The organism is Halosimplex rarum (assembly GCF_047715405.1).
In the GTDB taxonomy this organism is placed as follows: Archaea; Halobacteriota; Halobacteria; order Halobacteriales; family Haloarculaceae; genus Halosimplex; species Halosimplex rarum.
The window spans coordinates 3,611,019-3,636,668 of sequence record NZ_CP180412.1 but is presented as its reverse complement, the minus strand read 5'-3'; the positions used below and the strand labels follow the sequence as shown (position 1 = coordinate 3,636,668).

The 25,650-nt window shown below is 68.5% G+C and carries 27 protein-coding genes; 15 read left to right on the top strand and 12 right to left on the bottom strand.

All coding sequences use genetic code 11. The features are described from left to right. Positions 1–94 precede the first annotated feature (94 nt). Positions 95–745, top strand: a complete 651-nt coding sequence (locus tag ACMGFH_RS17365) for a hypothetical protein (protein ID WP_415379724.1) — start codon at positions 95–97, stop codon at positions 743–745. A 24-nt stretch (positions 746–769) separates the two neighbouring features. Next, a complete protein-coding gene (locus ACMGFH_RS17360) occupies positions 770–1,114 on the top strand; it encodes a hypothetical protein (protein ID WP_415379723.1) in 345 nt (114 codons plus the stop codon). Between the two features lie 20 nt (positions 1,115–1,134). Here ACMGFH_RS17360 and ACMGFH_RS17355 read toward each other — a convergent pair whose 3' ends face one another. Together ACMGFH_RS17355 and ACMGFH_RS17350 are read right to left on the bottom strand one after the other, a co-directional pair. Further along, a complete protein-coding gene (locus ACMGFH_RS17355; RefSeq protein ID WP_415379722.1) occupies positions 1,135–1,782 on the bottom strand; it encodes an ArsR/SmtB family transcription factor in 648 nt (215 codons plus the stop codon). 108 nt (positions 1,783–1,890) lie between these two features. Further along, on the bottom strand, positions 1,891–2,550 hold the full coding sequence (locus tag ACMGFH_RS17350) for a DUF1405 domain-containing protein (protein WP_415379721.1): 660 nt from the start codon (positions 2,548–2,550) through the stop codon (positions 1,891–1,893). A gap of 162 nt (positions 2,551–2,712) precedes the next feature. Here ACMGFH_RS17350 and ACMGFH_RS17345 point away from each other — a divergent pair, with 162 nt between their 5' ends. From ACMGFH_RS17345 to ACMGFH_RS17330, 4 genes are all read left to right on the top strand, one after another. Further along, positions 2,713–3,177: a DUF5802 family protein gene (locus ACMGFH_RS17345; protein WP_415379720.1), complete on the top strand. Its 465-nt coding sequence runs from the start codon at positions 2,713–2,715 to the stop codon at positions 3,175–3,177. 109 nt (positions 3,178–3,286) lie between these two features. Next, positions 3,287–4,186, top strand: a complete 900-nt coding sequence (locus ACMGFH_RS17340; protein ID WP_415379719.1) for a Vms1/Ankzf1 family peptidyl-tRNA hydrolase — start codon at positions 3,287–3,289, stop codon at positions 4,184–4,186. A 428-nt stretch (positions 4,187–4,614) separates the two neighbouring features. Continuing rightward, positions 4,615–5,637 (top strand): DUF1611 domain-containing protein, encoded by a 1,023-nt coding sequence (locus ACMGFH_RS17335; RefSeq protein ID WP_415379718.1) that lies wholly within the window; start codon positions 4,615–4,617, stop codon positions 5,635–5,637. 6 nt (positions 5,638–5,643) lie between these two features. After that, positions 5,644–6,693, top strand: a complete 1,050-nt coding sequence (locus ACMGFH_RS17330; RefSeq protein ID WP_415379716.1) for a dipeptide epimerase — start codon at positions 5,644–5,646, stop codon at positions 6,691–6,693. A 13-nt stretch (positions 6,694–6,706) separates the two neighbouring features. Here the strand turns inward: ACMGFH_RS17330 and ACMGFH_RS17325 are convergent, their stop codons facing one another. Both ACMGFH_RS17325 and ACMGFH_RS17320 read right to left on the bottom strand, forming a co-directional pair. Beyond that, on the bottom strand, positions 6,707–7,180 hold the full coding sequence (locus ACMGFH_RS17325) for a DUF6789 family protein (RefSeq protein ID WP_415379715.1): 474 nt from the start codon (positions 7,178–7,180) through the stop codon (positions 6,707–6,709). A gap of 154 nt (positions 7,181–7,334) precedes the next feature. After that, a complete protein-coding gene (locus ACMGFH_RS17320; protein ID WP_415379714.1) occupies positions 7,335–8,957 on the bottom strand; it encodes a hypothetical protein in 1,623 nt (540 codons plus the stop codon). Between the two features lie 126 nt (positions 8,958–9,083). On the opposite strand from ACMGFH_RS17320, the gene ACMGFH_RS17315 reads away from it, so the two are divergent. Continuing rightward, complete coding sequence (locus ACMGFH_RS17315) at positions 9,084–9,533, top strand: hypothetical protein (protein WP_415379713.1); 450 nt, start codon at positions 9,084–9,086, stop codon at positions 9,531–9,533. A gap of 43 nt (positions 9,534–9,576) precedes the next feature. Here ACMGFH_RS17315 and ACMGFH_RS17310 read toward each other — a convergent pair whose 3' ends face one another. Beyond that, positions 9,577–10,245, bottom strand: coding sequence for a DUF2270 domain-containing protein (locus tag ACMGFH_RS17310; protein ID WP_415379712.1), 669 nt, complete (start codon positions 10,243–10,245; stop codon positions 9,577–9,579). Between the two features lie 145 nt (positions 10,246–10,390). On the opposite strand from ACMGFH_RS17310, the gene ACMGFH_RS17305 reads away from it, so the two are divergent. Then, a complete protein-coding gene (locus ACMGFH_RS17305) occupies positions 10,391–10,777 on the top strand; it encodes an SHOCT domain-containing protein (RefSeq protein ID WP_415379711.1) in 387 nt (128 codons plus the stop codon). On the opposite strand, the gene ACMGFH_RS17300 is transcribed toward ACMGFH_RS17305, so the two are convergent. Continuing rightward, positions 10,778–11,311 (bottom strand): gamma carbonic anhydrase family protein, encoded by a 534-nt coding sequence (locus ACMGFH_RS17300; protein WP_415379710.1) that lies wholly within the window; start codon positions 11,309–11,311, stop codon positions 10,778–10,780. A gap of 133 nt (positions 11,312–11,444) precedes the next feature. On the opposite strand from ACMGFH_RS17300, the gene ACMGFH_RS17295 reads away from it, so the two are divergent. The 4 genes from ACMGFH_RS17295 to ACMGFH_RS17280 all read left to right on the top strand — a co-directional run bounded on the left by ACMGFH_RS17295 (position 11,445) and on the right by ACMGFH_RS17280 (position 15,994). Next, on the top strand, positions 11,445–12,173 hold the full coding sequence (locus ACMGFH_RS17295; RefSeq protein ID WP_415379709.1) for a sugar phosphate isomerase/epimerase family protein: 729 nt from the start codon (positions 11,445–11,447) through the stop codon (positions 12,171–12,173). Between the two features lie 137 nt (positions 12,174–12,310). Then, positions 12,311–13,282: a hypothetical protein gene (locus ACMGFH_RS17290; RefSeq protein ID WP_415379707.1), complete on the top strand. Its 972-nt coding sequence runs from the start codon at positions 12,311–12,313 to the stop codon at positions 13,280–13,282. A gap of 71 nt (positions 13,283–13,353) precedes the next feature. After that, positions 13,354–14,178, top strand: coding sequence for an MBL fold metallo-hydrolase (locus ACMGFH_RS17285; protein ID WP_415379705.1), 825 nt, complete (start codon positions 13,354–13,356; stop codon positions 14,176–14,178). 613 nt (positions 14,179–14,791) lie between these two features. Next, positions 14,792–15,994, top strand: coding sequence for a tryptophan--tRNA ligase (locus ACMGFH_RS17280; RefSeq protein ID WP_415379704.1), 1,203 nt, complete (start codon positions 14,792–14,794; stop codon positions 15,992–15,994). A gap of 27 nt (positions 15,995–16,021) precedes the next feature. Here the strand turns inward: ACMGFH_RS17280 and ACMGFH_RS17275 are convergent, their stop codons facing one another. After that, positions 16,022–17,176: a DUF4367 domain-containing protein gene (locus ACMGFH_RS17275; RefSeq protein ID WP_415379703.1), complete on the bottom strand. Its 1,155-nt coding sequence runs from the start codon at positions 17,174–17,176 to the stop codon at positions 16,022–16,024. 158 nt (positions 17,177–17,334) lie between these two features. On the opposite strand from ACMGFH_RS17275, the gene ACMGFH_RS17270 reads away from it, so the two are divergent. The 3 genes from ACMGFH_RS17270 to ACMGFH_RS17260 are packed head-to-tail and all read left to right on the top strand — an operon-like array spanning position 17,335 to position 19,732. After that, positions 17,335–17,694, top strand: a complete 360-nt coding sequence (locus ACMGFH_RS17270) for a hypothetical protein (protein ID WP_415379702.1) — start codon at positions 17,335–17,337, stop codon at positions 17,692–17,694. A 25-nt stretch (positions 17,695–17,719) separates the two neighbouring features. Next, positions 17,720–18,493, top strand: a complete 774-nt coding sequence (locus tag ACMGFH_RS17265; RefSeq protein ID WP_415379701.1) for an ABC transporter ATP-binding protein — start codon at positions 17,720–17,722, stop codon at positions 18,491–18,493. Continuing rightward, positions 18,494–19,732 (top strand): ABC transporter permease, encoded by a 1,239-nt coding sequence (locus tag ACMGFH_RS17260; RefSeq protein ID WP_415379700.1) that lies wholly within the window; start codon positions 18,494–18,496, stop codon positions 19,730–19,732. A gap of 7 nt (positions 19,733–19,739) precedes the next feature. On the opposite strand, the gene ACMGFH_RS17255 is transcribed toward ACMGFH_RS17260, so the two are convergent. From ACMGFH_RS17255 to ACMGFH_RS17235, 5 genes are all read right to left on the bottom strand, one after another. Further along, positions 19,740–20,435 carry a hypothetical protein gene (locus ACMGFH_RS17255; protein ID WP_415379699.1) on the bottom strand — a complete coding sequence of 232 codons (696 nt, stop codon included), beginning with the start codon at positions 20,433–20,435 and terminating at the stop codon, positions 19,740–19,742. Positions 20,436–20,992: 557 nt separating this feature from the next. After that, a complete protein-coding gene (locus ACMGFH_RS17250; protein ID WP_415379698.1) occupies positions 20,993–21,925 on the bottom strand; it encodes a carbohydrate ABC transporter permease in 933 nt (310 codons plus the stop codon). A 1-nt stretch (position 21,926) separates the two neighbouring features. Next, a complete protein-coding gene (locus ACMGFH_RS17245; RefSeq protein WP_415379697.1) occupies positions 21,927–22,895 on the bottom strand; it encodes a carbohydrate ABC transporter permease in 969 nt (322 codons plus the stop codon). 28 nt (positions 22,896–22,923) lie between these two features. Continuing rightward, positions 22,924–24,285: an ABC transporter substrate-binding protein gene (locus ACMGFH_RS17240; protein WP_415379696.1), complete on the bottom strand. Its 1,362-nt coding sequence runs from the start codon at positions 24,283–24,285 to the stop codon at positions 22,924–22,926. 141 nt (positions 24,286–24,426) lie between these two features. Continuing rightward, a complete protein-coding gene (locus ACMGFH_RS17235; RefSeq protein WP_415379695.1) occupies positions 24,427–25,578 on the bottom strand; it encodes an ABC transporter ATP-binding protein in 1,152 nt (383 codons plus the stop codon). Positions 25,579–25,650 lie beyond the last annotated feature (72 nt).

Below are 25,650 nucleotides of genomic sequence, written 5' to 3'. Positions count from 1 at the left end.
GATCGGTCGGCCCGCAGCCGCCGTCGGACGGTTGTGTCCCCGCCGCGGCGACGGGAGGAAAAGGCACATGGGGCCTCGGCGCGGAGTTGCGAGTATGTCAGAGCGGACGGACGAACGGACGTCCGGGGACGACGTCGACGACCTCCTCGACGACGAGTTCGGTGGCGACATCGACGCCGGCGGCGGCGAGGAGGTCGGCTTCAGTGACGACGAACTCGGCGTCGACGTCGACGCGCTGACGAGCGACGTGGGCGGCGCGAGCGACGGATCGACGTCGGACGACGCGGGTTCGTCCGCGGCCGGGTCAGAGTCGGCGTCGGGACCCGGCCTGCTCTCACGGCTGACCCCCTCGCTGAGCCGTCCGTCACTCTCGCTACCGAGCCTCGCGCCGAACGTGCCCTCCGTCGGCTCGTTCCTGCTCGCGCTGGTCGCCGTGGTCGGCGGGATGCTGGCGGGGAGCGCGGTCCCGCTCGTCGGGTCGATCGCCGGCGTGGCCGGGATCTTCCTCGGCGCCTTCCTCCTCGGGCTAGCGAGCGGACAGCGCCGGTACTTCCCCGTCGCGGTGGCGGGCGCGGCAGCCGCCGTCATCTCCGTCATGTCCGGCGCGTTCGTCCGGTTCGCACTCCTCTCTGACGTGGGGCTGACGCAGTTCGCGGCCGTCGGCGCCACGACCGGAATCCTCGTCGCGTTGCTCGGCCACTACTTCGGCCGGGACCTGCGCGACGGCCTGACCCGCGACGTTTAATCCCTGCGCGAACACGGACGGTCTATGGACTCCGACGGCGGCCCCGTCGACGTGCTCCGCTACGCGACCGACGACGGGCCGGTCTATCGAACTATCGAAGCGGGCCGCGGCGAGGTCGTCGTCGACGCCCACGAGCGAGAACTCCGCAAGCGACGGCTCCTGCGGTACCTGATCGCCGGCGTCGTCGCGCTCGCGAGCATCGGTTACGGGGTTCTCGCTGATTCGCTCTTGATCGGCGTGGCCGGCGGTGTCGTCTTCGTCAGTGTCGTGTCCGTTACCGGGGCTGACGACGACGAGATGGTCCCAGAACTCGTCGAGCGCAACGCGCTCCGTCGGGACGCCGAGCGCGAGTACGAGATCGAAAACTGACTGCGACGGGAGCGGCCGCCTCACTCCGGCAGGCGCCACTCGTCGCCGTCGCGCTCGGCGACTCCTTCCTCCGCCAACCGTTCGAGGGCCTCCTCGACGACTTCGGGAGGTGCCTCGACGCGGCGGCTGACCTCCTCGACGGAGCCCGAGCGCGTCGCGAGCGCCGAGACCACGTCGCCGAGCAGGCGGGCGTCCTCCCCCTCGAACTGGTCGGTGAGCTCCTCCATGACCTCCGAGAGCCGGCCGTGGACCCACCGCTGGGCGAGCGAGAGCTCCCGGTCGAGGGCCTGCAGGCGGTCCAGTTCCGCCGCGAGTTCGCGGGCGTCGCGGCCCTCCTCGACCTCGGCGTCGATGGAGACGTGTCTGCAGGAGGCGACGTCGATGGAGCTGCCGGGATAGGCGCTCTTGGTGCCGAACTGGTACGGCGAGACGGTGACTTCCAGGCGGAGGTTCCGGGCGATGCGGAAGTACTTCCGGCGCTGGTCGTCGACGCTGCTCTCGACGAGGCCGGCGTCGTCCAGCCGTTCGAGGTGGTCGATGACCGCCTTCGGGCTCACGCCGATGTACTCGCTGATCTCCGTGACGTAACAGGGCTTGTGCGCGAGCAATCGGAGGATCCGCCGTCGGTTGGCGTTGCCGAGCAGGTCGAGCAGTTCGGCGGAGTCCATTCACCTGAGGTTCGCGGTCGAGACTGATAAGCGTATCCCACGGCGCCGACGCCGTCTCGCGGCCGCGTATCGACCGGCGCGGATCAGCGGCCATGGATCAGCCGCGGATCAACCGCCGCGATCGGCCGGTAGTCGTCCGAACGCGTGGGCGGCAAGTCCGACGGCGAGGAGCGAGGTCGCGACGCTCCCGGCGATCAGGACGAGACCGGGCTCGTACCGGAGCGGCGGGTGGAGTCCGAAGCCGTAGTCCAGCACGTCGTTGACGAGCGCGAGTGCGAGTGCCAGGCCGAGCGCGCCGGGCGTCGTCCGGCCGAAGTGCGGCAGGAGGTACGCCTCTGGGACGAAGAGGACGTGAGTGACGAGGACGCCGAAGTACCGCCAGAGGTCGGGGAAGTACAGGCCGACGTGGAGGTTCAGCGCCAGCGCCGTCCACAGGCCGGTCTCGACCAGCCAGACGAACGCGATCGTGTGCAGGTACGCGAGGACGAGATTGGCGGGTGCCGCGTCGAGCCGGCGGCCGAGGTTCGGCAGGAGCGTCGCGAGCGCGAGCGCCATCAGCAGCGTCGCGACCGGTGAATCCATGTACAGCGGCCAGGCCAGCGTCTCGACCTCCGGGAGCGTCTCGAGGTAGAAGAAGACGCCGACGAAGACGCCGGCGACGTTGGCGAAGATCAGCCAGACGAGGCTGGGCGCGTTCTCCAGGTAGTACCGCGCCCACCGTCGCGGGATCACGTCCGTCCGCTCGTCACCGGCCAGCGGCCACTCCATGCCCGACGAGGAGGCTGCCGGACACAAAGCCGTATCGGACCCGGGAGTGCGAGCCGCGAAACGGCGGCGTCAGCCTCGCGTCGGGCGGTCTGAAAGCGCGCCGATATAAGCGTGCCGGGCAAGCCTTATCATCATCCATGCGTGTGTATCACACGCACAGAAATGTTCGAACAGTTCTCCAGCGGCTACTACCTGGGCAGACTCTACGTCGAGCCCAGCGAGGGCGACGCGGCGGCAATCTCGCGTGCCCAGCACGAGCAGGTCAACCGGCAACTCTACGCGGACGGCGGGATCCAGCGGACGGATCTCCCGCTGGTGATGAAACTGGAGAACACACACTTCACGGTATACGGGGACGACAGCGTCCCCGCAGACACCGTCGCGGTCCCCGAGGAACTCGTCGAAGAGACGCGCATCCGCAACCCGCCGTCGCTCCGGGAGGTGTTCCTCGCCAAGGCCGAGCGGGCGAAGCAACTCCTCTCGGTCGCGGCCGGGACGCCCACCAGCGACGAGGCCATCGACGAGTTCGTCCCCGACGACCCCGTCGGCGGCGACGCGTTCGACGACGGATCGTTCGGCGACGGGCGGTTCGATAGCGGTACCTTCGACGGCCCGACCGGGATCTGACCGGCGGCGCCGTTCCCGGGGTCGGGCGGCTCCCCAGCGGATCGCTCCGCGCGAGGGGGATCCGTCGGAGACCTGTAGTTTTAACCGCCAGCGGCGCCCCCATCCGGTGATGTTAGACCGGGTGCTCGGTCGGGCCCAGCTCAGAGAGCGCATCGAGGAGCTCGAGGAGGAGCTCGAACACCGCGAGCGCCAGCTCGAGGCCGAGCAGGAGCGCCGGGCCGACGCCGCCAGCGAGCGCCAGGAGGCCGAACAGCGGGTCAACCGCCTCGAAGACCGCATCGCAGAACTCGAAGGCGAGGTCGAGCGCCGCCGCTCGGACGAGGCCGGCGTCGACCGCTCGTTCGCCCGCACCGAGACCCTGCAGGACGGTCGGCTCCGGGCCGTCCTCGACCGCCTGGAGTCCGTCGAGACCGATCCGGAAGGCGCCTTCACCGCGTACGTCCCCGACGGCCACGACCTCTCGGAGTCGGTACGGGAGGCCTTCGGCGACCGCGCCGCGCTCGTGGGGCGGGCCGCGCCCTGCCTCGCCGTGACCGACGACGCCGCGCTCGTCGACGCCTGCCTCTCCGTCCCGAACCCGCCGGAGCCCTTCGCGACGTGGGACGACGCGTTCGCGTTCGAGCGGTCGTGGTTCGAGCCGACCGGGTCGTTCACGTTCACGCTCGTCCGCTCGGATCTCTTCGCCATGGGCGAGTACGACGGCGACGAGCGGGTCGCCTTCCAGGGGTTCGACTCCGACCTGAAGAGCAAACACTCGAAGGGCGGCTACTCGCAGGCCCGCTTCGAGCGCCTGCGCGACGAGCAGATCGACAACCACCTCGAACGGTGCCAGGTCGCGCTGGACGACAGCGAGACCGACCGGCTGATCGTCGTCGGCGAGCGCACCGTCCTCGACGAGTTCGAGGACGTGGCCGACACGGTGTCGGCAGTGTCCGCGAGCGGTGACCCCGAACCCGCGCTGGAGAAGGCCTTTCGGGAGTTCTGGCGTGTCCAGTTGCGGGCTCTGTAACAAGTGAATGAGTCAGTGGGACGACTGCCGGAGCAAACGCAACCGCAAACAGCGTGAAAGCCCCGACGCGTTCGACCGTCCGGGGCTCGCTGCGCGCGCTCACTCCGTTCGCGTGCTTACGTCGCCCGGGCCGGGCCGAACACGTCGCCCCTTTCATTCCCACCCGCACAGATTGGCTGATCAGCCGACACGGGTGGGAATGAAAGGGGCCGGCCGCTCCGGGAAGACGGGCGACGCGAGCACTGGAACGAGCGAAGCGAGTGAAGCGCGCAGCAAGCCCCTCGACCGGAGCGGTCGGGGGCTTTCACGCTGTTCCTGGCCACGATCGAGCCGGCGGTGCTGTCGGTTGCTGTGACTGCGGTAGTGGTCGTGGTTCCAACTCCTCGACCCACCGTGCGATTATACCTCGCGCACACGAACACCGATCCATGCGCGTCGCCATCCTCGCTCACGAGCAGTTCCCCGTCCGCGCGAAGACGGCCGTCGGCGTCCTGCGCTACGGCGACGACGAGGTGGCGGCGATCCTCGACCGAACTCGGGCCGGCGAGCGCGTCCGCGACCACGTGCCCGACGTGCAGGACGCCCCCATCGTCGCCGGTATCGACGACGTGGACGAACCCATCGACGCCCTCCTCGTCGGCATCGCGCCCATCGGCGGCGGGTTCGACGAGACCTGGCGGCCCGACGTGCGCGGCGCGCTCGAACGTGGCTGTGACGTGATCGCCGGGCTCCACTACTTCCTCGCCGAGGACGAAGAGTTCGCTCGACTGGCCGACGAACACGGCTGCGACCTCCGGGACCTGCGCCGGCCGCCCGACGACCTGACCGTCAGCGACGGCACCGCGAGCGAGGTCGACGCCGAGGTGGTGCTCACCGTCGGCACGGACTGCTCGTCGGGGAAGATGACGACGACGTTCGAACTCGCCGCAGCGGCCCGTGAGCGGGGCGTCGACGCCGGCGTGGTCCCCACCGGCCAGACCGGGATCGCCATCGAGAACTACGGCACCGCCGTCGACCGCGTCGTCGCCGACTTCGCCGCCGGCGCGGTCGAGCGGATGGTCGAGGAGCGTGCGGCAGACTACGACGTGCTGTTCGTCGAGGGGCAAGGCGCGCTCGCCCACCCCGCGTACTCGGGCGTGACGACGAGCATCCTCCACGGGGCGATGCCCGACCGACTGGTGCTCTGTCACGTCGCCGGCCGCGAGGCCGTCCACGGCTACGAGCACGTCGCTATCCCGCCGCCCGGCGAGTACGCGGCGCTGTACGAGTCGATGGCCGAACCGGTCGCGCCGGCCGAGGTAATCGCGGGGGCGCTGAACACCCAGCACCTGGACGACGGCGCGGCCGGCGCGGCCGTCGAGGAGTACGGCGAGGCCATCGGTGCTCCGGCGACCGACCCCCTCCGCTTCGACGTGGCGGAGATACTGCCCGCCGTGCTAGGGGAGGAGTGAGACGCCGTGTCCCCGGAGCTCGATGCAGAGTTCGAGCGGCTCTCCCTGCCGCTCGCGGATCCGTTCACCATCGCCCGCGGGACAACCGAGACCGCCGAGAACGTCCTCGTCCGGATCAGCGACGGGGCCCACGAAGGGATCGGCGCCGCCGCGCCGTCGTCGTACTACGGCGAGACGCCCGAGACGGTCGAGGCCGTTCTCCCGGCGTTGCTCGACGTGGTCGAAGCCGTCGGCGACCCGCACGCCCGCCAGCGGATCGAGCGCGAGATGCGCCAGGTCGTCGGTCGCAATCCCGCCGCGCGGGCCGCAGTGGACATCGCGCTTGTGGACCTTGCCGCCAAACGACTCGACGTGCCCCTGTATCGCCAGTGGGGGCTCGACCCCGCAGCGGCCCCGATTTCGTCGTTCTCCATCGGGTCCGCCGAGCCGGACGAGATGCGCGCGAAGACCGAGCGCGCGGTCACAGGCGGGTACTCGGTCCTCAAGGTGAAACTTGGGACCGGTCGAGACGCCGAGCGACTGGCGGCCGTCCGCGAGGGCGCGCCGGACGCGCGGATCAGGGTCGACGCCAACGGCGCGTGGACCCCCGCCGAGGCCGTCGCGAAGACCGATATGCTCGCCGATCACGGCGTCGAGTTCGTCGAACAGCCGGTCCCCGGCGACGACCTCGACGGACTGCGACACGTCCGCGAACGCGGGGCTGTCCCGGTCGCGGCCGACGAGTCGGTCGAGACGGCGGCGGACGCGGCCCGGGTGGCGGACTCCGTGGACATCGTCGTCGCGAAGGTCCAGAAGTGCGGGAGCCTGCGGGCGACGAGAGAAGTCGCCGCGGTCGCGCACGCCCACGGGTGCGAGGCGATGCTGGGGTGCATGGTCGCGTCGAATGCCTCTATCGCGGCGGGCTCGCACCTCGCACCGCCGTTCGACTACGTCGACCTCGACGGGTCGCTCCTGCTCGCCGCTGACCCGTTCGACGGCGTCCCGATGCCCGGCGGCGAGATCGATCTGAGTGCGGTCGATCGGCCGGGGACCGGCGCGATCGAAGCCGACGATTGATACCTACCGGGGGCTACAGCCGGTCGACGGTCGCGGCGTAGACCCCGCCCAGCACCAGCCCGTAGACGAGGTGCCACAGCAGCGACGGCGGCGCGAAGTTCGGGAACGGTGGCGAGGCGGGCGATCCGACGGTCGAGAGCCAAACGGGCATGACCAGCGCGGCGAACACCGCCCACGTGAGGACGCCCCACACCGCGCCAGCGCCGACGAGTTTCCCCGTCGAATCGAGGTCGAGCGCGCCGACGATGGCGGCGAAGGCGACGCCGAGCACGGCGCCGTGGGAGACGTGGACGAACATCCCCGCGGCGACGTTCGGCGGCGGCGCCAGCGTGTACAGCGAAGGAATCGCGACCGCGAGCGTTGGTTCGTTCATCGCGAGGATCAGCGCGCCCATCGCGAGCGCGCCGAGGATCCCCCCGACGACGCCTGCCTGCCACGATTCGTTCGTCGTCTCGGTCTGTCCCGTCGTCTCTGTCGCAGTGGACATGCTCGAAGCGACTCCCGACGGGTGAAAGAAATCGACGCGAACGTGTGCCCGTGCTGTCACGGCGCACGAGTGCGGCACAGTTATGTCGGATGACGAGCCTGCAACGAATCGGCACAGGTTCCGCACGGAACTGGCGGAACGACGGATTTCGCCCTTATATCCACTCGGCGAACGACTCGCGCTCGCGACTCAGTTCGACGTACTCCTCCTGCATCGACGCGAGGGCCGTTTCGAGGTCGTCCCCGTCGTCCAGATGGTCGCTAACTCGTCCCTTCTTCCACTCGCTCGGCGTGACGGCCGCTTCCCAGCGCGCTTCGATCGGGTCGAGGTAGCGGTCCTGCGTTGCGTCGGCGACGCCCTGCTCGTCGAGTCCGCTGCGGGCGAACTCGAAGACTTCGGCGAATATCGTCTCGGAATCGTCGGTTCGCTCGCCGTCGGCGGTGACCCACACCAGATCGGCGTCGATACCCTCCTCGACGGCCGCGTAGAAGCTCTCCTCGGCGACCTCGTGGGGTAGGTCCCCGAGCGGGTGGTCGGCGGCGACGAGCCCGTGGAGCAGCCCCGCGGTGAGCACCTGCAGTCCCACGATGTCGCGGACGGTGGGCTGGGTCGGAAGCGGGCGGTACTCGATGCGGAGCGACTGCTGGTCGCAGGCGCCGTCGACGGCGTCGCCGCCCGCGACCCCGCGGACCCACCGCCAGAAGGTGCCGCGCTTGTAGTCGAACTCCCACGCCGCGCTAGTCGGGTCACCGCCCTTCTGTCCTTCCTCTTCCACGTCGTCCTCGTCCTCGATCCACTCGCGCAGGAACGGCGCGAACGAGTCGTCGGCGACGACGTGTTCGACCGCGTCGGCGGGGTCGTCGAGATCCTCCGGGACCCGGACCTTCCGACACCCCTGGTTCATCGACTGCTCGAAGGCGGCGATCCGGAGTTCGTGGTGGGTGTCCTCGACGAGTTCCCGGGGGTCGACGCCGTCCCCGTAGCAGTCGCCGGGCAGGAACGGCGAGTTGGTCGACAGCGCGAGCAGCGGCCCGAGCGTCCGGACCGCGAGGTTGTGATAGCGGGGGAACTCGCTCGGGTCGGGCACCTGCACGTGGGGCTGGATCGAGGTCGCGAGCGATTCGAAGAGGATCGTTCGATAGCCGGCCGTGGCGCCCGGTACGGAGAATTCGATCTCGCCGCCCGCCCGCCGGACGGCCACGTTGTCGAGCGCGCCGTATCGCGGGTCCTTCCGCATGTTCCTGGCGACGATGACGGGGTCGTCGGGGCCGTCGCCGGGGACGACGACCGGCCGGTCGGTCGACGCTCCGGGGCCGTTCGGGTCGGCGTCGGTCCCCCGGATTTCCACGTCGTCGAGGTACTCGTGGGTCCCCGGTTCGGGAGCGACGGCGGGCATCGCGTCGAGGACGATTTCGAGGCCGTGTTCGCGCGCTCGCTCGCGGGTCGCCGCGAGGTCGGCGGCGATCTCGTCGGCCTGTGCGGCGACGCCGTCGTCGTCGAACCGGCTGGGTTCGGCGTTGAGTTCGGCGTTGTGCAGGCCGAGTTCCTTGTCGGCCGGTCCCTCGTAGACGCCCTCGGGGACGGGCGCGAGCGTCGGCGATTCGCCCATCCGGTCGAGCGCGTACACTTCGAGTTCGAGGCCGAGCGTCGCGGCGTCGTTGTCGAAGGCGCCCTCGTCGAGCGCGGCGCTGAGGCGGTCGCCCTGGTCGCGGACGCGGCGGTCGAACTCGTCCGTCCCGGCGAGCGAGCGCCGGACGAGCGACACGTGGTCGGTCATTGGTGAGAGGTGGACCAGCGCGCTCAAAAAACCCGCTGGCGCGGACGTCGACCGTTCGCTCAGCTCACATGTGGCTGACGCGCGGCTGACGGGGCTTTTTGTGGGGAAACAGCCGTTGTTAGGCCGATGGCTACGTCGGCGAACGGGTATTTCGAGCGGGACGTACTGGTACAGGCGGGGCCGCTGATCTGCGCGACGACGCTCGCGCTGACGGCGGCCTTTCTGGGCATCGTCGGGATCGCATCGGGCAACGCGGGAGGCCTCGTCGGGCGACTCCCCGTCTACGTGCTCGCGGGGTCGGTCGGCTTCGTCGCCGCCCTGCTCGCCGCGGAGCACTCGGAATACTACGGCCGCGAGGCGCTCGTCACGGCGGCGCTCGTCGGGATCGTCGGCTTCGTGATGATCGGTCTCGGCACCGAAGGCGTCGTCTACGGGCTGACGAACCCCGACGCCGTCGTCGCGTCGCACCTCTCGGCGTACCTGCTGTCGGCGGCGATGATCGCGTCCGGTCTCGGCTACTGGACGGTCCGCAACTGGCGGGACGTCTCCAGCGTGATGACCAAGAGCGGGCTCTGAGCGGCCGATTTTTTCGGGAGCGGTCGAGTCGAACCGCCCCGCGTTACTCCTGGAACTCCATGACGGTCTCGCCGCGGACGGACACCGCCGCGACGAGGACGGCGACGGCGTAGAACAGCCCGACGGCGGCCGCGACGAGCACGCCGGAGACGCCGAGGATCGACGCCGTCTCCGTCCACGGCTCCGAGGCCTCGTAGACGGTGACGCGGGCGACCCAGGCCGCAAGGAGGAGCAAGAGCAACGCGAGGTACGATCGCCGGAGTCGGTGGGTGAGCGCCTCGCGCATGGTCAGATGGAACTCGGGGTCCCGGAGGTCGTCACCGAGCTGACGCTGCCAGTCAGTCCCCTCCGCCGACGGCGAGTACATCTCGGCGAAGAGGCCCGTCTGGAGGATTCGAACCCGTTTGCGCCAGACGTCGTACTCCTGGTACCGGGTGGCTTCCATGACGAGGAACGCCGTGACGCCGAATACCCCGATCAGGATCACGTAGTGGGGGTTGTCGCCGCTGGAGAACGCCCAGGTCAGGATCGCACCGACGACCACGACTGCCCAGTTGGTCGTCTGGTCCAGGCGGCCCCGCCACGACGCCGTGCGTTCCACCTCGCCGCGGTAGAAGTTGCCGGTCAGGCCTGCCATCGCCTCCTCCGTGTCGACAGTTTTCGAGTGGGAATCGAACTGGTCCTCCGTGTTGTCGGTGCCGTCTTCGGCCATCGCTGGGGCGGTGTTCGACCGCCACCCGCAAAGCTAGCAGGTCCTTACCGGTTCGTTCGAGGCTGTCGCCGCCCCGTACGGACTCGACCGTGGCTGTTGGTACCTGACAACAACCGTTTTCAGGTCGTCGTCGGAACGGTCACCTATGGACCAACGGCTCCTGGGCGGCGTCACGGCGGTCGTCGCGATCCTGACGCTCCCGCTCGGGCTGCTGGCGGGGCTGTTCGTGAGTTTCGAGGTCGCGGCCGTGGTGTTCATCCTCGGGTGGTTCCTCCTCACGCCGCTGATCCCCATCGTCGGCAACGAGATCTGGCCGGCGCTGCGCGAGCGGTCGGGGAGTGCAGATCGAGCGGCGGCCGACGACGACGCCGACGACCCGCTAGAAGAACTCAAAGCGCGCTACGCCCGCGGAGAGATCGACGACGTCGAGTTCGAGCGGCGGGTGGAGCGACTGGTCGAGGTCGAGGACGTGGACGCGAGCGGCGGCGGTTCGAACGCGTCGGAGCGAGAGCTGTCCGTCGAGCGGGAGTGACTACTCGTCGCCCGCGTCCGGCAGCGCGAAGAGGTTCTCGTGTCGGTCGGCGAGGTTGGCGTAGTCACCGGAGTTGAAGGCCTCGAAGACGGCCTCGGGGTCGATCGCGGTCTCGGAGAGCGGCGTGACCGAGGCGGGCATGCCGCGGACGAACGACTCGGGCGGGACCTCGTAGCCCGGCGGGACGACGGTGCCCATGGCGACGATGCTGCACGAGCCGATCGTGGCGTCGCTGACGGTGGAGTTGAAGCCGACGAGGGCGCCGTCTTCGACGGTGGCGTCGTTGAGGACGGCGCCGTGGCCGACCATGACCTTCTCGCCGATCGCCGAGACGTGGACGGTGGCGTTGTCGCCGACGGCCGACTCCCGGCCGACGCGTACCGGCCCCACGTCGCCGCGGAGGACCGCGCCCGGCCAGACGTTGGCGTTGGCCTCCACCGTCACGTCGCCCACGACCGTCGCCTCGCGACTGACGTGGGCGTAGCCGTGGACCTCCGGTTCGGTCCCCTCGAACGCGTACTCGCGACTGTCCATACAGTGTGCGACGGCTTCGCACACCTAAACTCTTGACCCGGCACCGCCCCCCGTTTCGAGTGGAGCGGGGCGGGAACCGGTGCACCGAACCGGGACGCGAACGCCTTTGAGCCGGCCGGGCGACACTCCGGGTATGACGCGCTCCGCCGTCCAGCTGTACACGCTCCGCGACGTCGACCGCCCGTTCAGCGAGGTGCTCGAACTCGTCGCCGACGCCGGGTTCGACGGCGTCGAGTTCGCCTACCGCGTCACCGACGCCGACCCCGACGCGGTCGGCGAGACGCTCGACGAGACGGGGCTGGAGGTCGCCGGCGCCCACGTCCCTATCGACGAGTTGGAGGACGACTTCGAGGAGACCGTGGCGTTCTACGACGAACTGGGCGTCGAGAACGTCGTCGTCCCGTGGCTCGACGCCGAACACTTCGAGTCCGTCGAGGCGGTGGAGGCCGCGGCCGCGCGCCTGGCGAAACTCGCCGACGAGCTCTCCGCCCACGGAATGGCGCTGCACTACCACAACCACGACCACGAGTTCACCGACCTCGGAGACGAGACGGGCTTCGACGCGTTCGTCGACGAGACCTCGTTCGGGATCGAACTCGACCTGGGTCTCGCGCTCGCGGCGGGCGACGACGTGGTCGAGCGACTGCACGCACTCGGCGACCGCTCGCAGTTGGTCCACCTGAAGGACTACGACGTGGAGGCGGGCGAGTCCGTCCCCGTCGGCGAGGGAGACCTCGACCTGAACGGGATCGCCGACGCCGTCGCGGCGAACGACAGCGAGTGGCTGATCTACGAGTACGAGGGCGCGGACCCGCTCGCGTCGCTGGAGCGGGCGGGGTCGCGGACGAACGACCTCTGTTAGGCGACGCTGCGGCCGAGTACCGCGCCGCCACGGGCGATCGCCGCGCTGTCGCAGGTGACGGCCACGGCTCGGCGACGATGAAACAGTCGCTTCAGCCACCTGAAAGTATTTTCCGCCCCGCTTCGACTCCGGACACGATGGAGTACGACCGACGACGCTACCTCGGGCTCCTCGCGGCCGCGGCCACGGGAGTCGCCGGCTGTCTCGACCGGGGAGACGAGGGAACGCCGACCGGCGAGCCGTCGACCGAGGTTCCGACTGCCACGTCCGAGGCGACGGCGACGGATCCGTCAGTGGCGACGCGGACCGAAACGGCGGCCGAGGAGCCGAGCGAGACGCCGACGCCCTCACCAGTCGAACCGTCCCTGGTTCTCGCCCCAGTCGAACCGTCGAGCGCGGTCCCGCTGACGGTCTACCCGACTGAACTGGTCGAGATCCTCAGAGACGCGGCCACGTCCGGGGAGACGGTCCGGGCGAGCGCCGAGGCGTTCGTTTACGCGCCGACGCCCGTGCTCCCGAGGTTCGACGCGGTGAAGCTCGTCGACCCCGAGGGCGACGCGGGCGGCGTCTACGAGGTCGACGCCGAGGGCGGCCCCCGCCACGAGATGTACCTCGACGCAGAGGAGTCGTCGGTGCCCGACGGGGAGTCCGCGACGCCGGTCTCGGCGTTTCCCGAGGCGTACCGCGACCTCGTCGTCGACGCCCTCGAAGAGTCCAGCGAACGGCCCTCGGTCTACCCGGAGACCGAGACGGGTGAGTGGGTCCGCCAGCACTTCTTCGACGAGTACGTCCGCCACGAAGGGACGACCTACCGCTGCAGGGAGGTCCACGCGACCGACGCCGTGTTCTTCAGTACCGAGGCGTGGTACGTCCTCTCGCTGTCGCCCGTCGAGGAGGCCGCGGATCCGCCGACGCTCCGCCTCCCGGACGTGGATCCTGCGGTCAAGGGGCGCGTCGACCCGGCGCTGTCCGCCTGGAAGAAGACGTCCGGCGAACCCGCGGTCGTGCCCCCGACGTTCGGAGCCGCGATCCGGGAGTTCGGCACCGAGACGGACCGCATCCTCACGCACGCCAACGCGTTCGCCGTCAGCATCGAGCGGCGCCCGTAGTGATCGACGGTCGGTCCCGACGCCGCCGTCGACCGCACCCTTTAGGCCCGTCCCTCGCTTTGCCTCGGGCGATGGACGTCACCCTCCTCGGCACCGGCGACACGACGGGGACGCCGACCCCCGGTTGCGACTGCGACACCTGCGAGCGCGCCCACGAGCTCGGCGTCGAGCGCTCCCGGTTCTCAGTCCACGTCCGCAACGAGCGCACCGGCGAATCGCTCCTCGTCGATGCCAGTCCCGACTTCCGCCACCAGTTTCTCACGCACGACGTCCCGCTGCCCGACGCCGCCGTGATCACGCACATCCACTTCGACCACCTCGACGGCCTCGGCCACGCCTACCGCCTGCTCGACCACCTCCCGGTGTACGCCGCCGACGAGACCGACCCGCAAACCGGCGAGAGCGTCGCCGAGACCGTCCGCCGCCGCTACGACTACCTCGACCAGGTCGAGGTGCTCCCGCGCACGCCCTTCGAACCCATCGAGACCTGCGGGTTCGAGGTGACGCTCGTCCCCGTCGACCACCCGCCGCTGGTCTGTTATGGCCTCGCCGTCGAGGACCCCGAGACCGGCGCGAAACTCTCTATTTCGGGGGACTCGACGTACGACATCGGCGAGGAATCCCGCGCCGTCCTCGACGAGCCGGACCTGTTGCTGGCGGACGGCATCGTCCCGGCCGACTACTGCGAGCACCACCCGGCGGGCGGCGCGCACTTCGACGACGACGGCGTCGCGCGGACCTTCGGCACGAAGCACATGACCGTCGAGGGAGCGCAGGCGCTCGGCGGCGACCTCAACGCCGACGAGACGCGTGTCGTCCACGTCTCGCACTTCCTCGAAGCCGCCGAGGCCTTCGAGGACCCGCTCGCGGTCGACGGCGAACGCTTCGAGTTGTGAGTCTGGAGTCGAGCGAGCGGTATCGGGTGAGAGTGCGACACCGGAACGACAGCGACCGCGGTGACTGCAACCGCAACCAGCGTGAAAGCCCCGACGCGTTCGACTACTGCGACTTGCTGCGCTCCTCACTCACTTCGTTCGCTGCGGTGCTTGCTTCGTCTCGTACGCCGAACGCGTCGCCCCTTTCATTCCCACCCGCCCAGACTGGCCGACCAGCCGACACGGGTGGGAATGAAAGGGGCCGCTCGCTGCGGGAACCCGGGTGACGCAAGCACCGCAGGCGTGAGCGAAGCGAACGACGAGGAGCACAGCGAGCCCCGGGACCGCAGCGAGCGGGGGCTTTCACGCTGTTGCCGTCCGACTCTCTCGCTGTGGTGGTTTTGGCTATCTCGTCGCCGCCACCTCACTCCGAAACCTACTTTTGCGAGAACAGGATACAGTCACTCGAGCATGGAGTCCGCTCTCGCGTGGCGCTGGCGCACGCCTGCTTCGAGAGCGGACAGTGTCGCGGTCGCGGTCGGTCGGGCCTAACCCGGTCGTCTGAACGCGGCGCTCACTCGTTCTCCCGCCCGCTTCGCCCGCCCGCCAGCCACCGCCGCGTTCACCGACACACATGCACGACGACACCACATCCGACGCACAGCCAGCGAACCAGACCGCCGACGCCGATGATTCGAGCGACTTCACCGTCACGCCCTACGACGTCGAGGGGACGGTCGATTACGACCGCCTGCTGGAGCAGTTCGGCGCCGACCGACTCACCGACGCGCAGATCCGTCGGTTCCCCGACCACCCGATGCTCCGCCGCCGGGTCTTCTACGCCGGCCGGGACGTCGACCGGTACCTCGCCGCCGCCGAGGCGGGCGAGACCCACTCGATCGTCACCGGCATCGGCCCCTCGGGACCGATGCACCTCGGCCACGTCCTCGTGTTCTACCTCGCGAAGCGACTGCAGGAGGCGACCGGCGCGTACGTCTATATCCCGCTCTCGGACGACGAGAAGTTCTATGCGAAAGACCTCTCGTTCGACGAGATCGAGGCGGCGACTCGCAGCAACCTCCGCGACCTGCTCGCCGTCGGCTTCGACCCCGAACGCACCCGGATCGTGGTCGACCGGCTGGACGCGGACGTGCTCTACCCGCAGGCCGCCCGCGTCGCCGCCGGCATCACCCAGTCCACCGTCGACGCGACCTACGGCGACCCCGACAACGTCGGCCTCTCGTTTTACCCGGCGATGCAGGCCACCCACCTGCTCCTGCCCCAACTGGTCCACGGGCGCCACCCGACGCTGGTCCCCATCGCCGTCGACCAGGACCCCCACGTCCGGGTCTGCCGGGACGTGGCCGCCAAGGAGCGCTTCGCGGCGGACAAACCCGCCGCGCTGCTGGGGAAGTTCCTCCCCGCCCTCGACGGACCCGGGAAGATGTCCTCCTCGTCGGACGCGCCCGCGATCGAGTTGACCGACGACCGCAAGACGGTGCGCGAGAAGGTCATGGACTACGCTCACTCTGGGGGACGCGTCGACATCGACGAGCACCGCGAGCACGGCGGCGATCCCGCGGTCGACGTGGCCTACCAGTACCTCCACACCTTCTTCGAACCCGACGACGAGCGCGTCGAGGAACTGGCCGCGCAGTACCGCTCGGGCGAGTTGCTCACGGGCGAACTGAAGGAGATCGCCGCCGAGCGGATCGGCGAGTTCCTCGCCGGTCACCAGGAGCACCGGGCGGCGCTGGGGGATCTGGAGACGGAACTCGACCCGTATCGCCTCACCGAGGACGAGCGGGCGCGACTGCGGCCGTCGGTGTTCGAGTGAGAGAAGCGACGGACGACCGGCTCGGGGTTACCGGACCGCTTCGGCGAGTTCGATCAGGTCCTCGCGCGGCAGGTCGCCCACCACTGCGCGCGTGACGCCGTCCGTTTCCCAGACGACCGCCGAGCGGTCGTCGCGTTCGACGTACGTCGCGTTCTCCCCGTTCACGCCGACGGACTCGCCGTCGGACGCGTTCAGGTCGTACGGCAGGTCGCCCGCCGCGGCGACGACGGTCACGTTCGTCTCACCGGTGTACTCCTGGGCGACGACCGTCCCGCCGTTTCGGGTGACGACGGTCGCCTCGCCGAAGTCGTAGCCTTCGGCGTCGAGTCGCTGGAGTTCGAGGTCGGTGGCGTCCTGGGCGGCCTCGAAGCTGTCGTAGCGCTCCTGGGAGACGGTGGTCACCGACGAGGCGTTCGGCGGGCGGAAGGTGCTCTCGCGGACGCTGACGTTGAACTGGACGTCCGCGAAGTCAACGGTCGTCTGATTCTCGCCGGCGCTCGCGCGGATCCTGTGGACGCGGTAGTCGTCGGTGTCGACCCACAGCGTCGCGTTCCCGCGGTGCGAAGCGTTCTCGGGTTCGAGGCCGACGACGTAGGTCTCCGCACCGTCGAGCGTCGTCGTCCGGAGAACCTCGGCGCTCACGTTCTCGGCGAGGAGTCGCTCGACGGAGACGTTCGACGGGTGCCCGGTGTCGTTCGCGTCGGCCCAGCCGCGAGTTCCGTTCCAGTCGTGCGTTCCGTTCCAGGTGTGGTTGCCGTTCCAGGTGTGATTCCCGGGCGACCCCGAGCGGTTCCACGCGGTCTCGTTCTCGGGGAGTTCGCGGACGCGGACGGTGTCGTTCGCGGGGTCGTAGACCCACGCGACCGTCCCGTTCGTCCCGAAGACGCGTTCGCTGTCGTCGCCGAAGACGGAGACGCGCGCGCTGTCCGGCTTCTCGACGACGAACGAGAAGTTCAGCGAGCGCTCGGCGGTGCCGTTCCCGGCGGTGACGGTCGCGTCGCCGACCACCGTCTCCGCGCCGTCGTAGCGCTGTTCGACCCGGTCGAGGACGTCCTCGCCGTTGGGCGCGGCGTCGCCGGTCGGGAGCGCGCCGGCCGCGACGACCGCCAGGAGGGCGACGACGACCGCGCCGACCGCCAGCGGCGCGATCCGCGTCCCCAGGGTCCCACGTTCGGCTGTCATTACCGTCGGTTAGGCTCGGAGACGCTTAACGACACGGCCGGCGCGAAACGACGCCGTCGGGCGCGAAGTCGCGACGACCCGCCGTCGCGGGGTCGGCTCTGGCGCACCTCGATTCCCGCACCTCAACCAATTTGGGTGCCCACGTCGAAGTCGGTCCCGTGAACGTGGACGCGCGAGCGGTCGCGGGCAGTGGTGTGTTCGCCGCCGTCGCGGGCCTCGCTCTGTGGCCGCCGGGGGCGGTCTACTGGACCGTCCTGGCCGAGCGGATCGGCGAGGTCCCGACGCTGGTAGTCGTGGCCGCCGCGGCCATCGCCCTCGGCGGCGCCTTCGTGACGATCACCGACGTCCGGCCCCGCGAGTTCGCCGTCGGCTCGGCGGTCGCGTACGCCCTCGGGATGGCCGCGGTCGCTGTCGTGATCGCCCCCGACAGCCCGGTCCACCTCGGCCTCTACGGTGGGATCGTCCTCTGTCTCCTCGCCGGCGCGGTCGGCGCAAACCGCCGCGGGACCGATGATTGATTTGCGTGGCCCGCCTGAATCCGGTGTGACCGACGCCACCGAGACGACCGACCCCGGGAACGGCACCGACGCGCCATCGGGCGCTGCGACGCCGGGACGCGACGGCGCCGAACCGGTGGTCGAACTCGCCGACGTGACGCGGGCGTACGAGCGAGGGGACACGGTCGAGGCCCTCTCGGGCGTCTCGCTCTCGCTGGCGGAGGGCTCGTACACCGCCGTCATGGGACCGAGCGGCTCCGGCAAAAGCACGTTGCTGAACCTCGTCGGCGGGCTGGACACGCCGACCGCCGGAACGGTCCGGCTCGACGGGCGCGACCTCGCGGCGCTCTCCGAGGGCGAGCGCGCGCGGGTCCGCGGGCGGACGGTCGGCTTCGTCTTCCAGACGTTCAACCTGATGCCGCGGCTCACCGCCGTCGAGAACGTCGCGCTCCCGCTCGTCTTCCAGGGATGGGGCCGCGCGGAGCGCCGCGAGCGCGCCGCGGAACTGCTGGCCGAGGTAGGACTGGGCGACCGGCTCGACCACCGACCCACCGAGCTCTCGGGCGGCCAGCGCCAGCGCGTCGCCATCGCTCGCGCGCTGGCGGCGGACCCAGCGCTCCTGCTGGCCGACGAGCCGACGGGTAACGTCGACACGGAGACCGGCGAGCGGATCATGGCCCTGTTCGAGGAGTTGCACGAGGCGGGCAACACGATCCTGCTCGTCACCCACGAACGCCATATCGCCGAGCACGCCGACCGGATCGTCCACGTCCGCGACGGCGAGATAGAGGGGATCGAGACCGTCGCGGAGAGCGAATAGATGAACTTCGTCGAGACGCTCCGGATCAGCGTCCGCTCGCTGCGCGCCCATCGGCTCCGAGCGGCGCTGACGGTGGTCGGCATCGTCATCGGCATCGCCGCGGTCGTCACCTTCGCCACGTTCGGCGCGAGCCTGAAAGCCGACGTCGTCTCGGAGATCGAGGGCTCCAGCGCCAACGAGATCTACCTCGTCGCCGGCGAAACCGACGAGGGCGGCTTCGGCGGCGCGGGCCAGCCGGTGTTCACCGAGTACGACATCGAACAGCTACGCGCTGTCGAGGGCGTCCAGCGGGTCGTTCCGCGGGGGATCGTCCCGGCCAGCGCCATCGGCCACGGGAATCAGACCGTCGCGAGGAACCAGGTGACCGCGACGAGCGCGAGCGCGTTCGAGACGGCGACGTTCGAGGAGGGCCGTCCGTTCCGCGACGGCGAGCGCGAGGCGGTCGTCAACCGGCCCGCGGCGCGGCTGTTCGAGGGGAACCTCTCGGCCGGCGACCGACTGACGGTGACGCTCGCTGCGGGCGGTCGCGAGAACGTCACCGTCGTCGGCGTCGTCAACGGCACCGGCGGTCAGCTCCCGTTCAGTTCGTTCAGCGACCAGCCGCGGGTGTTCCTCCCCGCCGACCCGTTCTACCAGTCGGTCGTCGAGAGCCCCAACGCGGTCGGGAACCAGTTCGTCTACCCGCAGGTGACCGTCGTCACCGACCCCGGCGACACCACCGCGACCAAGGAGCGCGTCCGCGAGTACTTCGCGGGGGAGGAGTCCGACGCCGCGCAACTGGTCCCCGACGGCTACGCGGTGTCCGCCCAGACCAACGACGACCTCGTCGACCGCATCGAGCGCATCGTCTCACGGCTCACCCGCTTCGTCACCGGTATCGCCGTCATCGCGCTAGTCGTCGGCGCCGTCGGCATCGCCAACATCATGCTCGTCAGCGTCACCGAGCGGACCCGCGAGATCGGGATCATGAAGGCCGTCGGCGCGCGCAGCCGCGACGTGATGCAGTTGTTCCTCGCCGAGTCGGTGCTGCTGGGCGCGCTGGGCGCGCTCCTCGGCGTGCCGCTCGGCATCGTCGGCGGCTGGGTCGCGACGCGCTACGCGGAGATCCCGCTGACGCTCGCGCTGGACTGGGCCGCCGCCGCCGTCGCCGTCGGCGTCCTGACCGGCGTTATCGCCGGGCTCTACCCCGCGTGGCGCGCAGCACGCGTCGACCCGATCGACGCGCTCCGGTACGAGTAGTCCCCGTTCACTGGAATCTCGCTCCGGTCACACGGAGGCGCTGGCCGCGGAGGACGAGCCACGCGCCGCCGGCCCCGAGCGCCCACTGCAGGAAGACGACGACGCCGCGGCGCTCGCTCCCCGTCGCCCGGTACGAGGTGGCCGTGACGACGTAGTAACTCCCGTCATGGACCACGAGTTCGTCCGCGCCGTCGAGCGGGTCGCTCGTCCGATATTCGCCGGTTTCGATCGCTTCACGGACGCCGTTCGACGCGTCGTCGATCTGTGTCGAGACGGCCTCCAGCGCTTCCGACCGCGGGACCGGTTCGAGCCCGTACTCGACGGTACCGTTCTCCAGTTCCTCGGCGACGGGCTCGAAGAAGCCTTCCCCCCAGACGTGGACGTACCAGTAGTCGTGGTCGAGGAAGTTCGACGGCGGCCCGTCGTACGTGACTCCTCCGGTCGCGTGGACCGCCCGTTCGACGGCGCACGACCGGGTCGGGAGAGTATCGTCCAGGCACGCGACCCTCGGGTCGACCACGTCCGCGCCGTCAGCCGCGTCGTACGTCCCGTTGTCGTAGAAGGTCACCTCCTTCGGCTCGTAGGTGTAGCTGTCCGGGTCGCCGACGTCGAACGCGCCGACGACGAACGGGTTGAGCAGCAGCGCGAATCCAAGGACGATGCAGATCTCACCGCGCGCAGACGTGAGCAGGGACCCTGGCACAGGCCACCGTCTCGTCGGTGTACCATGATGGTATCGTTTCATCGTCACTTCTGGCCGAGGCGTGCCCAGGTAGTCCGCCGCGAAATACCGCTGTCAGTTCGGCCCCTTCATAACTATAAGAAACCATAGAATATTCATAACTAGTAGTAGTTCTGTTATTTATAGCGAGAACGCCGTGATCGAGAACAGTGCCACACAGTACGGACATTTTAACGCCTTCTACACCCCAAAACCGAGAGGCCCGACGACGAATCGGCCGGATTTCGTCTCCTCGGATCGCTGAGATCGTCCACAGAAGCGGAGGCGGCATTTCCCGGTTATTTCACCGCTCAGGCCACTGATTTCACGACACACCAGAATCAAATTCTGGATATCGTCTCGGCTGCGCGTTCCAGACACGAAATATTCATAAACAGAACATTCATAGTATAATTACTACATATCAGCGCGTCCGCGATCCGACTGCAGTACCGATCGCCGCATCGATCGCGGTTCCGGAGTCCGTCCCGCGGAGCGCAGGACGACGTCCGAGAGAAGTCGCCGGGGCCGATCGCCGGTCAGTTGTCGGAGGCGAGGCCCTTGGCGAACTGCTCGGCGAACAGCACGTAGATGATGATCGTGGGCAGGGCGGCGAACAGCGCGCCGGCCATCCGCAGCCCGAAGTCGATCCCCGACAGGTCGGCGCCCAGTCCGGACAGGACGAGCGTGACGGTGGCGGCGGGGCTGGACGAGCTGCCGATCAGCGTCAGGCTGAACAGGAACTCGTTCCAGATCTGCGTGAACTGGTAGATGAAGACGACGCCGATCATCGGTTTCGACAGCGGCAGGACGATCCGGCGGTAGATCGTCGTGATCGTCGCGCCGTCGATCTTCGCCGCCTCGACCAGTTCGTCCGAGAGGGTGAGATAGTACCCGCGGAACAGGAGCATGCAGATGGGGATCCCGTAGACGACGTGGGTGATCGTCAGCGAGAGCAGTCGGGCGTGGTCGGGTTCGAGGAAGGGGAGTTCCCACACCGGTGCGAGAATCTCCACGAGCGGGAAGACGTTGATCCAGAAGTCCGACAGCGGCACGAGCACCGCCTGGTAGGGGATGAAGATGCCCACCAGGAACAGGACGAGGACGCCGAACTGGGCGCGGTCGCCCCAGTCGACGAGCGTCAGCCCGTACGCGGCCGTGCTCCCGAAGAAGACCGTTGCGACCGTCGCCGGCACCGTCATGATCAGGCTGTTGACGAAGCCGGTCGAGAGGTGGTCGATGGCGCGGCTCCACTTCGAGAGAGTGAACCCGCTTGCTCCCGGTGGCACGAACGGTGTGGTGCCGGTGACCGCGGCGCTGGTCTTGAACGACGTGACCAGCCCCGTCCAGATCGGCGCCAGGAAGAAGGCGAAGAAGAACGTGATTACGAGCGACAGGCCGATCTTCCAGTAGTCGAGTTCGGGCAGGATGTCGGCGAAACTCTCGTCGGTGGATGCGGTTGCTTTGCTCATCTTAGAGGCTCCCTTGTTTGTGCTGGTAGTGGAGATACGGTGCGATCACGGCCAGCGCCATCAGCAGCAGAATCGTGGCGATGGCGGCGGCGTAGGCCCAGTTCTGGAGTTTGAACGCCTCGCGGACCATCAGCGTCGCCAGGATGTCCGTCGCCTTCGGCACGCGGTACTGGCCGAACATCGAGAACAGGAACGTGAAGGCTTTGAGCGCGAAGATCACGAGGATGACCGCCGCGCTCACCGACGACGATTTGAGTTGCGGGATAATCACGCGCCAGTAGGTTTTGAAGATGTTGGCGCCGTCGACTTGGGCGGCTTCGAACTGGTCGTCCGGGATCGATTGTAATCCCGCCAGAAAGACGACCATCGCATAGCCGCTGAACTGCCAGATCAGCGCGAAGATCACCGCGCCTAACACCAGTTCTGGGTTGCCGATCCAGTTGAACGGCCCGAGGCCGAACACGCCCAAGATGATATTCACGAGCCCGTTGTTGACGTTGTACATCCAGAGCCAGAACTGGGCGGTGACGACGAACGACAGGGCCATCGGCAGCAGGTAGACCGTCTGGATCTGCTCTTTGAAGCGGATGCCCCGGTCGAGCATGATCGCCAGAAACAGTCCCAGCAGCATCGTCACGGTAGTGAAGACGATCAACAGCACGAACGTGTTTTTGCCGGTCGTCCACACCCACGGGTCGTTCATCGCCTGGACGTACATGTCCAGATCGAGATTACCGAGGCTGAAATCTGGGCCTTCGCCGAACCCTTCGTAGTCAGTCAGCGAGATCAGCGTGTTGTAGCCGATACCGCCGTACACACCCAACCCCATGATCGAGAAGGGGATGAACCAGAAGGGGAACGACCGGACGAAATCGCTCTTCGAGTACACCCGGAGTTTCGTGCGCCAGTCGCGTTCGGCGCCGCTGCCGACGCTCTGGGAACCGGATACGGTGTCTTGCGAACTTGCCATAAATTGTGAGTGGAAGGTTGGAGGGTGGTCAGAAGACGTTCATGAGTCCGTCGGCGGTGGCTTCGGGGTCGTAGGGTCCCATGAAGTTCGAGGCGATGGCGTCTTTGCAGGCGCTGAGCTGGTCGGCGGTACCCGCCAGGCCGTGGGCGAGCGTCGGGGGGAACTTCTCAAGGTTGTTGAGGTCGTCGACGTTGAGGCTGAGGAACTCGGTGAGGCGGCTGCCGTCGACGTCCGTGCGCAGCGGGATCGACCCCTTCAGGTTGTTGAACTCCACTTGCACGTCTTTCGTGCCGAGGAACTCCGCGAACACTTTTGCTTTCCGCGGCGCGTTGCCGTCTCGCGGGAACAGGAACGAATCGAGGTGCCAGACGTACATGTCGCCCGTGCCGGGGAAGGGCACCCAGCCCCAGTCCTCGTCGAACTCGAAGTCCTCGGTGTTGCGGTACATCCCGTAGGCCCAGTTGCCCATCGTGAAGAACGCGGCGTTGCCGGCGATGAGTTTGTCGTTGGCTTCGGGGAAGCTGATCGACGATTTGTCGTCGTTGGAGTAGTTCTCGATGACGTTCTTGGTCTTCTCCAGCGAGCGCACGAGTGCTTGCTTGTCGCCCTCACCGTTGATGAACGCGTCGTAGGCCTCGGCGCCTTCCGTGCCGAGGAAGAACTCGACGAAGTACTGCAGGTTCGCCCACGACCCGCGGGTGGTCATCGTCATCGGGACCGCGTCGGTGTTCTGGTCGACCTTGTCCAGCGCGCTAACGAACGCGTCGTAGGACGTGAGGCTCTCCGGGTCGACGCCGGCCTCTTCGAGCACGCTCACGTTGTAGAAGAGGTTGTTGAGCCGGTGCGACCCCAGCGGCACCGCCCGGTAGGCGTCGTTCATCCGGCAGGCTTCGGCGGCTTTCGGGTGCATCGTATCCGTGTAGCCGGTGTCTTCCCAGACGTCGGAGACGCTCATCAACCGGCCGCCGTACTGTTGCATGGTCTTGCCCGGCCACGAAGCGAAGGCGTCCGGCGGGTTGCGGTTGGCGAGGCGGCGCGCGACCGTCGCGTTGAGGTTCTCGTTGGCGTCGCCGCCGATCGGCTTGATGTCGTGCTCGATGTCGGGGTGTTGCTCTTCCCACATGTCGACGAGTTTGCCGACCGCCGCGGCGCCGTCCCCGCCGGTCCACCCGTGCAACGCCTCCATCGAGTTGTCCGTCATCGTCGGCGTCCCACCACCGTCGCCGCTGTCGGTACCGGTACCGCCGTCACCACCGTCACCGCCGTCGCCACCGTCGCCACCACCGATACACCCTGCGATCGACGCAGCGAGCCCCGTCGCCGTCCCGGCGACGACTCGACGCCGCGTCACGTACCCATCCGTACTGCCACCAGTGCTATCGTCTGACATACGATACACACGTGCTAAAGCGACCCATAAATACTTACCGGATTTTCGTGATATTGGTCGCCGCGGGGCCGAGGCACCGGTCGCTCGCCACCGGCTGTCCAATGTGAGTGCAGCCGACCGCGAGCGGCCCGCTTCCCGCCCTCACGCTGTACCGATCTGCTCGACTTTCTCGACCGTTTCGAGGACTCGGTTGTGAAGCGCCTCGCCGGTGACGCCGTCGAAGAGGTGGATCGCGTCCTCGGGGATACGGATGCCGACGTCCTGGCCCCACTGGAGCGCTCGCATCCCGTCGACGGTCGCCGTGAGCGTCTCGGCGTCCTCGTCCTGAGAGGCGAACCGCAGGTGGACGGTGTTCTCGTAGCCCTGGGGCTGGACCACGTCGACGACGCCGTCGAAGACGTGCTCGCCCGACAGGTCGTCCCCGACCTCGACGTTCTCCGGCCGGATCCCGAGCACGACGTCGTCGACGTCGCCGAGGTCGGCCAGCGTCTCCTCCGACAGGTCGTACTCGAAGTGCTCGCCGACCAGGGCGTCCCCCTCCCGCGTCGTCGGGAAGAAGTTCATCGAGGGCTCGCCGATGAACCCGGCGACGAACTGGTTGGCCGGCTCGTGGTAACACTCCATGGGCGTGCCGACCTGCTGGAGTTCGCCGCCGTCGAGGACCGCGATGCGGTCGCTCATGGTCATCGCCTCCGTCTGGTCGTGCGTGACGTAGATGGTCGTGGTGTCGAGGTCGTCCTGGAGCTGCTGGAGTTCGGTCCGCATCTCCGCCCGGAGCTTGGCGTCGAGGTTCGCCAGCGGCTCGTCAAGCAGGAACACCTTCGGGTCTCGGACGATGGCCCGCCCGAGCGCGACCCGCTGTTGCTGCCCGCCGGAGAGATCCGTCGGCTTACGGTCGAGCAGCGGCGTGATCCCGAGCGTCCCCGCCGCGTCCTCGACCAACTCCTCGACCTCGTCGTCGGGGAGGTCCGTCGACTCTTCGAGGCCGAAGGACATGTTCTCGCGGACGGTCATGTGCGGGTACAGCGCGTAGGACTGGAACACCATCGCGATGTCGCGCTCCTGGGGAGTCCGCGTGTTGATGACCTCCCCGTCGAGGGTGATATCTCCGTCCGAGAGCGTCTCCAGCCCCGCGACCATCCGGAGCGTCGTCGACTTCCCGCACCCGGAGGGGCCGACGAGCACCAGGAATTCGCCGCTCTCGATGTCGAGATCCAGTTCGTCCACCGCCAGGACACCCTGGTCGCCGTCACCGTACTGTTTGGTAGCTGCCTCTAGGGACAGATTTGCCATGATACAGCGTAGCACAAACCACACATAAAATGATTTCCCTTTCTTTCGGACAGGTCGCCGGCGGCGGAGCGG

What these genes read in the sequence shown, in the direction of transcription:
- ACMGFH_RS17365 (WP_415379724.1), top strand. Translation starts at nt 95, where the DNA reads ATGTCAGAGCGGACGGACGAACGGACGTCCGGGGACGACGTCGACGAC.
- ACMGFH_RS17360 (WP_415379723.1), top strand. Translation starts at nt 770, where the DNA reads ATGGACTCCGACGGCGGCCCCGTCGACGTGCTCCGCTACGCGACCGAC.
- ACMGFH_RS17355 (WP_415379722.1), bottom strand. Translation starts at nt 1,782, where the DNA reads ATGGACTCCGCCGAACTGCTCGACCTGCTCGGCAACGCCAACCGACGG.
- ACMGFH_RS17350 (WP_415379721.1), bottom strand. Translation starts at nt 2,550, where the DNA reads ATGGAGTGGCCGCTGGCCGGTGACGAGCGGACGGACGTGATCCCGCGA.
- ACMGFH_RS17345 (WP_415379720.1), top strand. Translation starts at nt 2,713, where the DNA reads ATGTTCGAACAGTTCTCCAGCGGCTACTACCTGGGCAGACTCTACGTC.
- ACMGFH_RS17340 (WP_415379719.1), top strand. Translation starts at nt 3,287, where the DNA reads ATGTTAGACCGGGTGCTCGGTCGGGCCCAGCTCAGAGAGCGCATCGAG.
- ACMGFH_RS17335 (WP_415379718.1), top strand. Translation starts at nt 4,615, where the DNA reads ATGCGCGTCGCCATCCTCGCTCACGAGCAGTTCCCCGTCCGCGCGAAG.
- ACMGFH_RS17325 (WP_415379715.1), bottom strand. Translation starts at nt 7,180, where the DNA reads ATGTCCACTGCGACAGAGACGACGGGACAGACCGAGACGACGAACGAA.
- ACMGFH_RS17320 (WP_415379714.1), bottom strand. Translation starts at nt 8,957, where the DNA reads ATGACCGACCACGTGTCGCTCGTCCGGCGCTCGCTCGCCGGGACGGAC.
- ACMGFH_RS17315 (WP_415379713.1), top strand. Translation starts at nt 9,084, where the DNA reads ATGGCTACGTCGGCGAACGGGTATTTCGAGCGGGACGTACTGGTACAG.
- ACMGFH_RS17310 (WP_415379712.1), bottom strand. Translation starts at nt 10,245, where the DNA reads ATGGCCGAAGACGGCACCGACAACACGGAGGACCAGTTCGATTCCCAC.
- ACMGFH_RS17305 (WP_415379711.1), top strand. Translation starts at nt 10,391, where the DNA reads ATGGACCAACGGCTCCTGGGCGGCGTCACGGCGGTCGTCGCGATCCTG.
- ACMGFH_RS17300 (WP_415379710.1), bottom strand. Translation starts at nt 11,311, where the DNA reads ATGGACAGTCGCGAGTACGCGTTCGAGGGGACCGAACCGGAGGTCCAC.
- ACMGFH_RS17295 (WP_415379709.1), top strand. Translation starts at nt 11,445, where the DNA reads ATGACGCGCTCCGCCGTCCAGCTGTACACGCTCCGCGACGTCGACCGC.
- ACMGFH_RS17290 (WP_415379707.1), top strand. Translation starts at nt 12,311, where the DNA reads ATGGAGTACGACCGACGACGCTACCTCGGGCTCCTCGCGGCCGCGGCC.
- ACMGFH_RS17285 (WP_415379705.1), top strand. Translation starts at nt 13,354, where the DNA reads ATGGACGTCACCCTCCTCGGCACCGGCGACACGACGGGGACGCCGACC.
- ACMGFH_RS17280 (WP_415379704.1), top strand. Translation starts at nt 14,792, where the DNA reads ATGCACGACGACACCACATCCGACGCACAGCCAGCGAACCAGACCGCC.
- ACMGFH_RS17275 (WP_415379703.1), bottom strand. Translation starts at nt 17,176, where the DNA reads ATGACAGCCGAACGTGGGACCCTGGGGACGCGGATCGCGCCGCTGGCG.
- ACMGFH_RS17260 (WP_415379700.1), top strand. Translation starts at nt 18,494, where the DNA reads ATGAACTTCGTCGAGACGCTCCGGATCAGCGTCCGCTCGCTGCGCGCC.
- ACMGFH_RS17250 (WP_415379698.1), bottom strand. Translation starts at nt 21,925, where the DNA reads ATGAGCAAAGCAACCGCATCCACCGACGAGAGTTTCGCCGACATCCTG.
- ACMGFH_RS17245 (WP_415379697.1), bottom strand. Translation starts at nt 22,895, where the DNA reads ATGGCAAGTTCGCAAGACACCGTATCCGGTTCCCAGAGCGTCGGCAGC.
- ACMGFH_RS17240 (WP_415379696.1), bottom strand. Translation starts at nt 24,285, where the DNA reads ATGTCAGACGATAGCACTGGTGGCAGTACGGATGGGTACGTGACGCGG.
- ACMGFH_RS17235 (WP_415379695.1), bottom strand. Translation starts at nt 25,578, where the DNA reads ATGGCAAATCTGTCCCTAGAGGCAGCTACCAAACAGTACGGTGACGGC.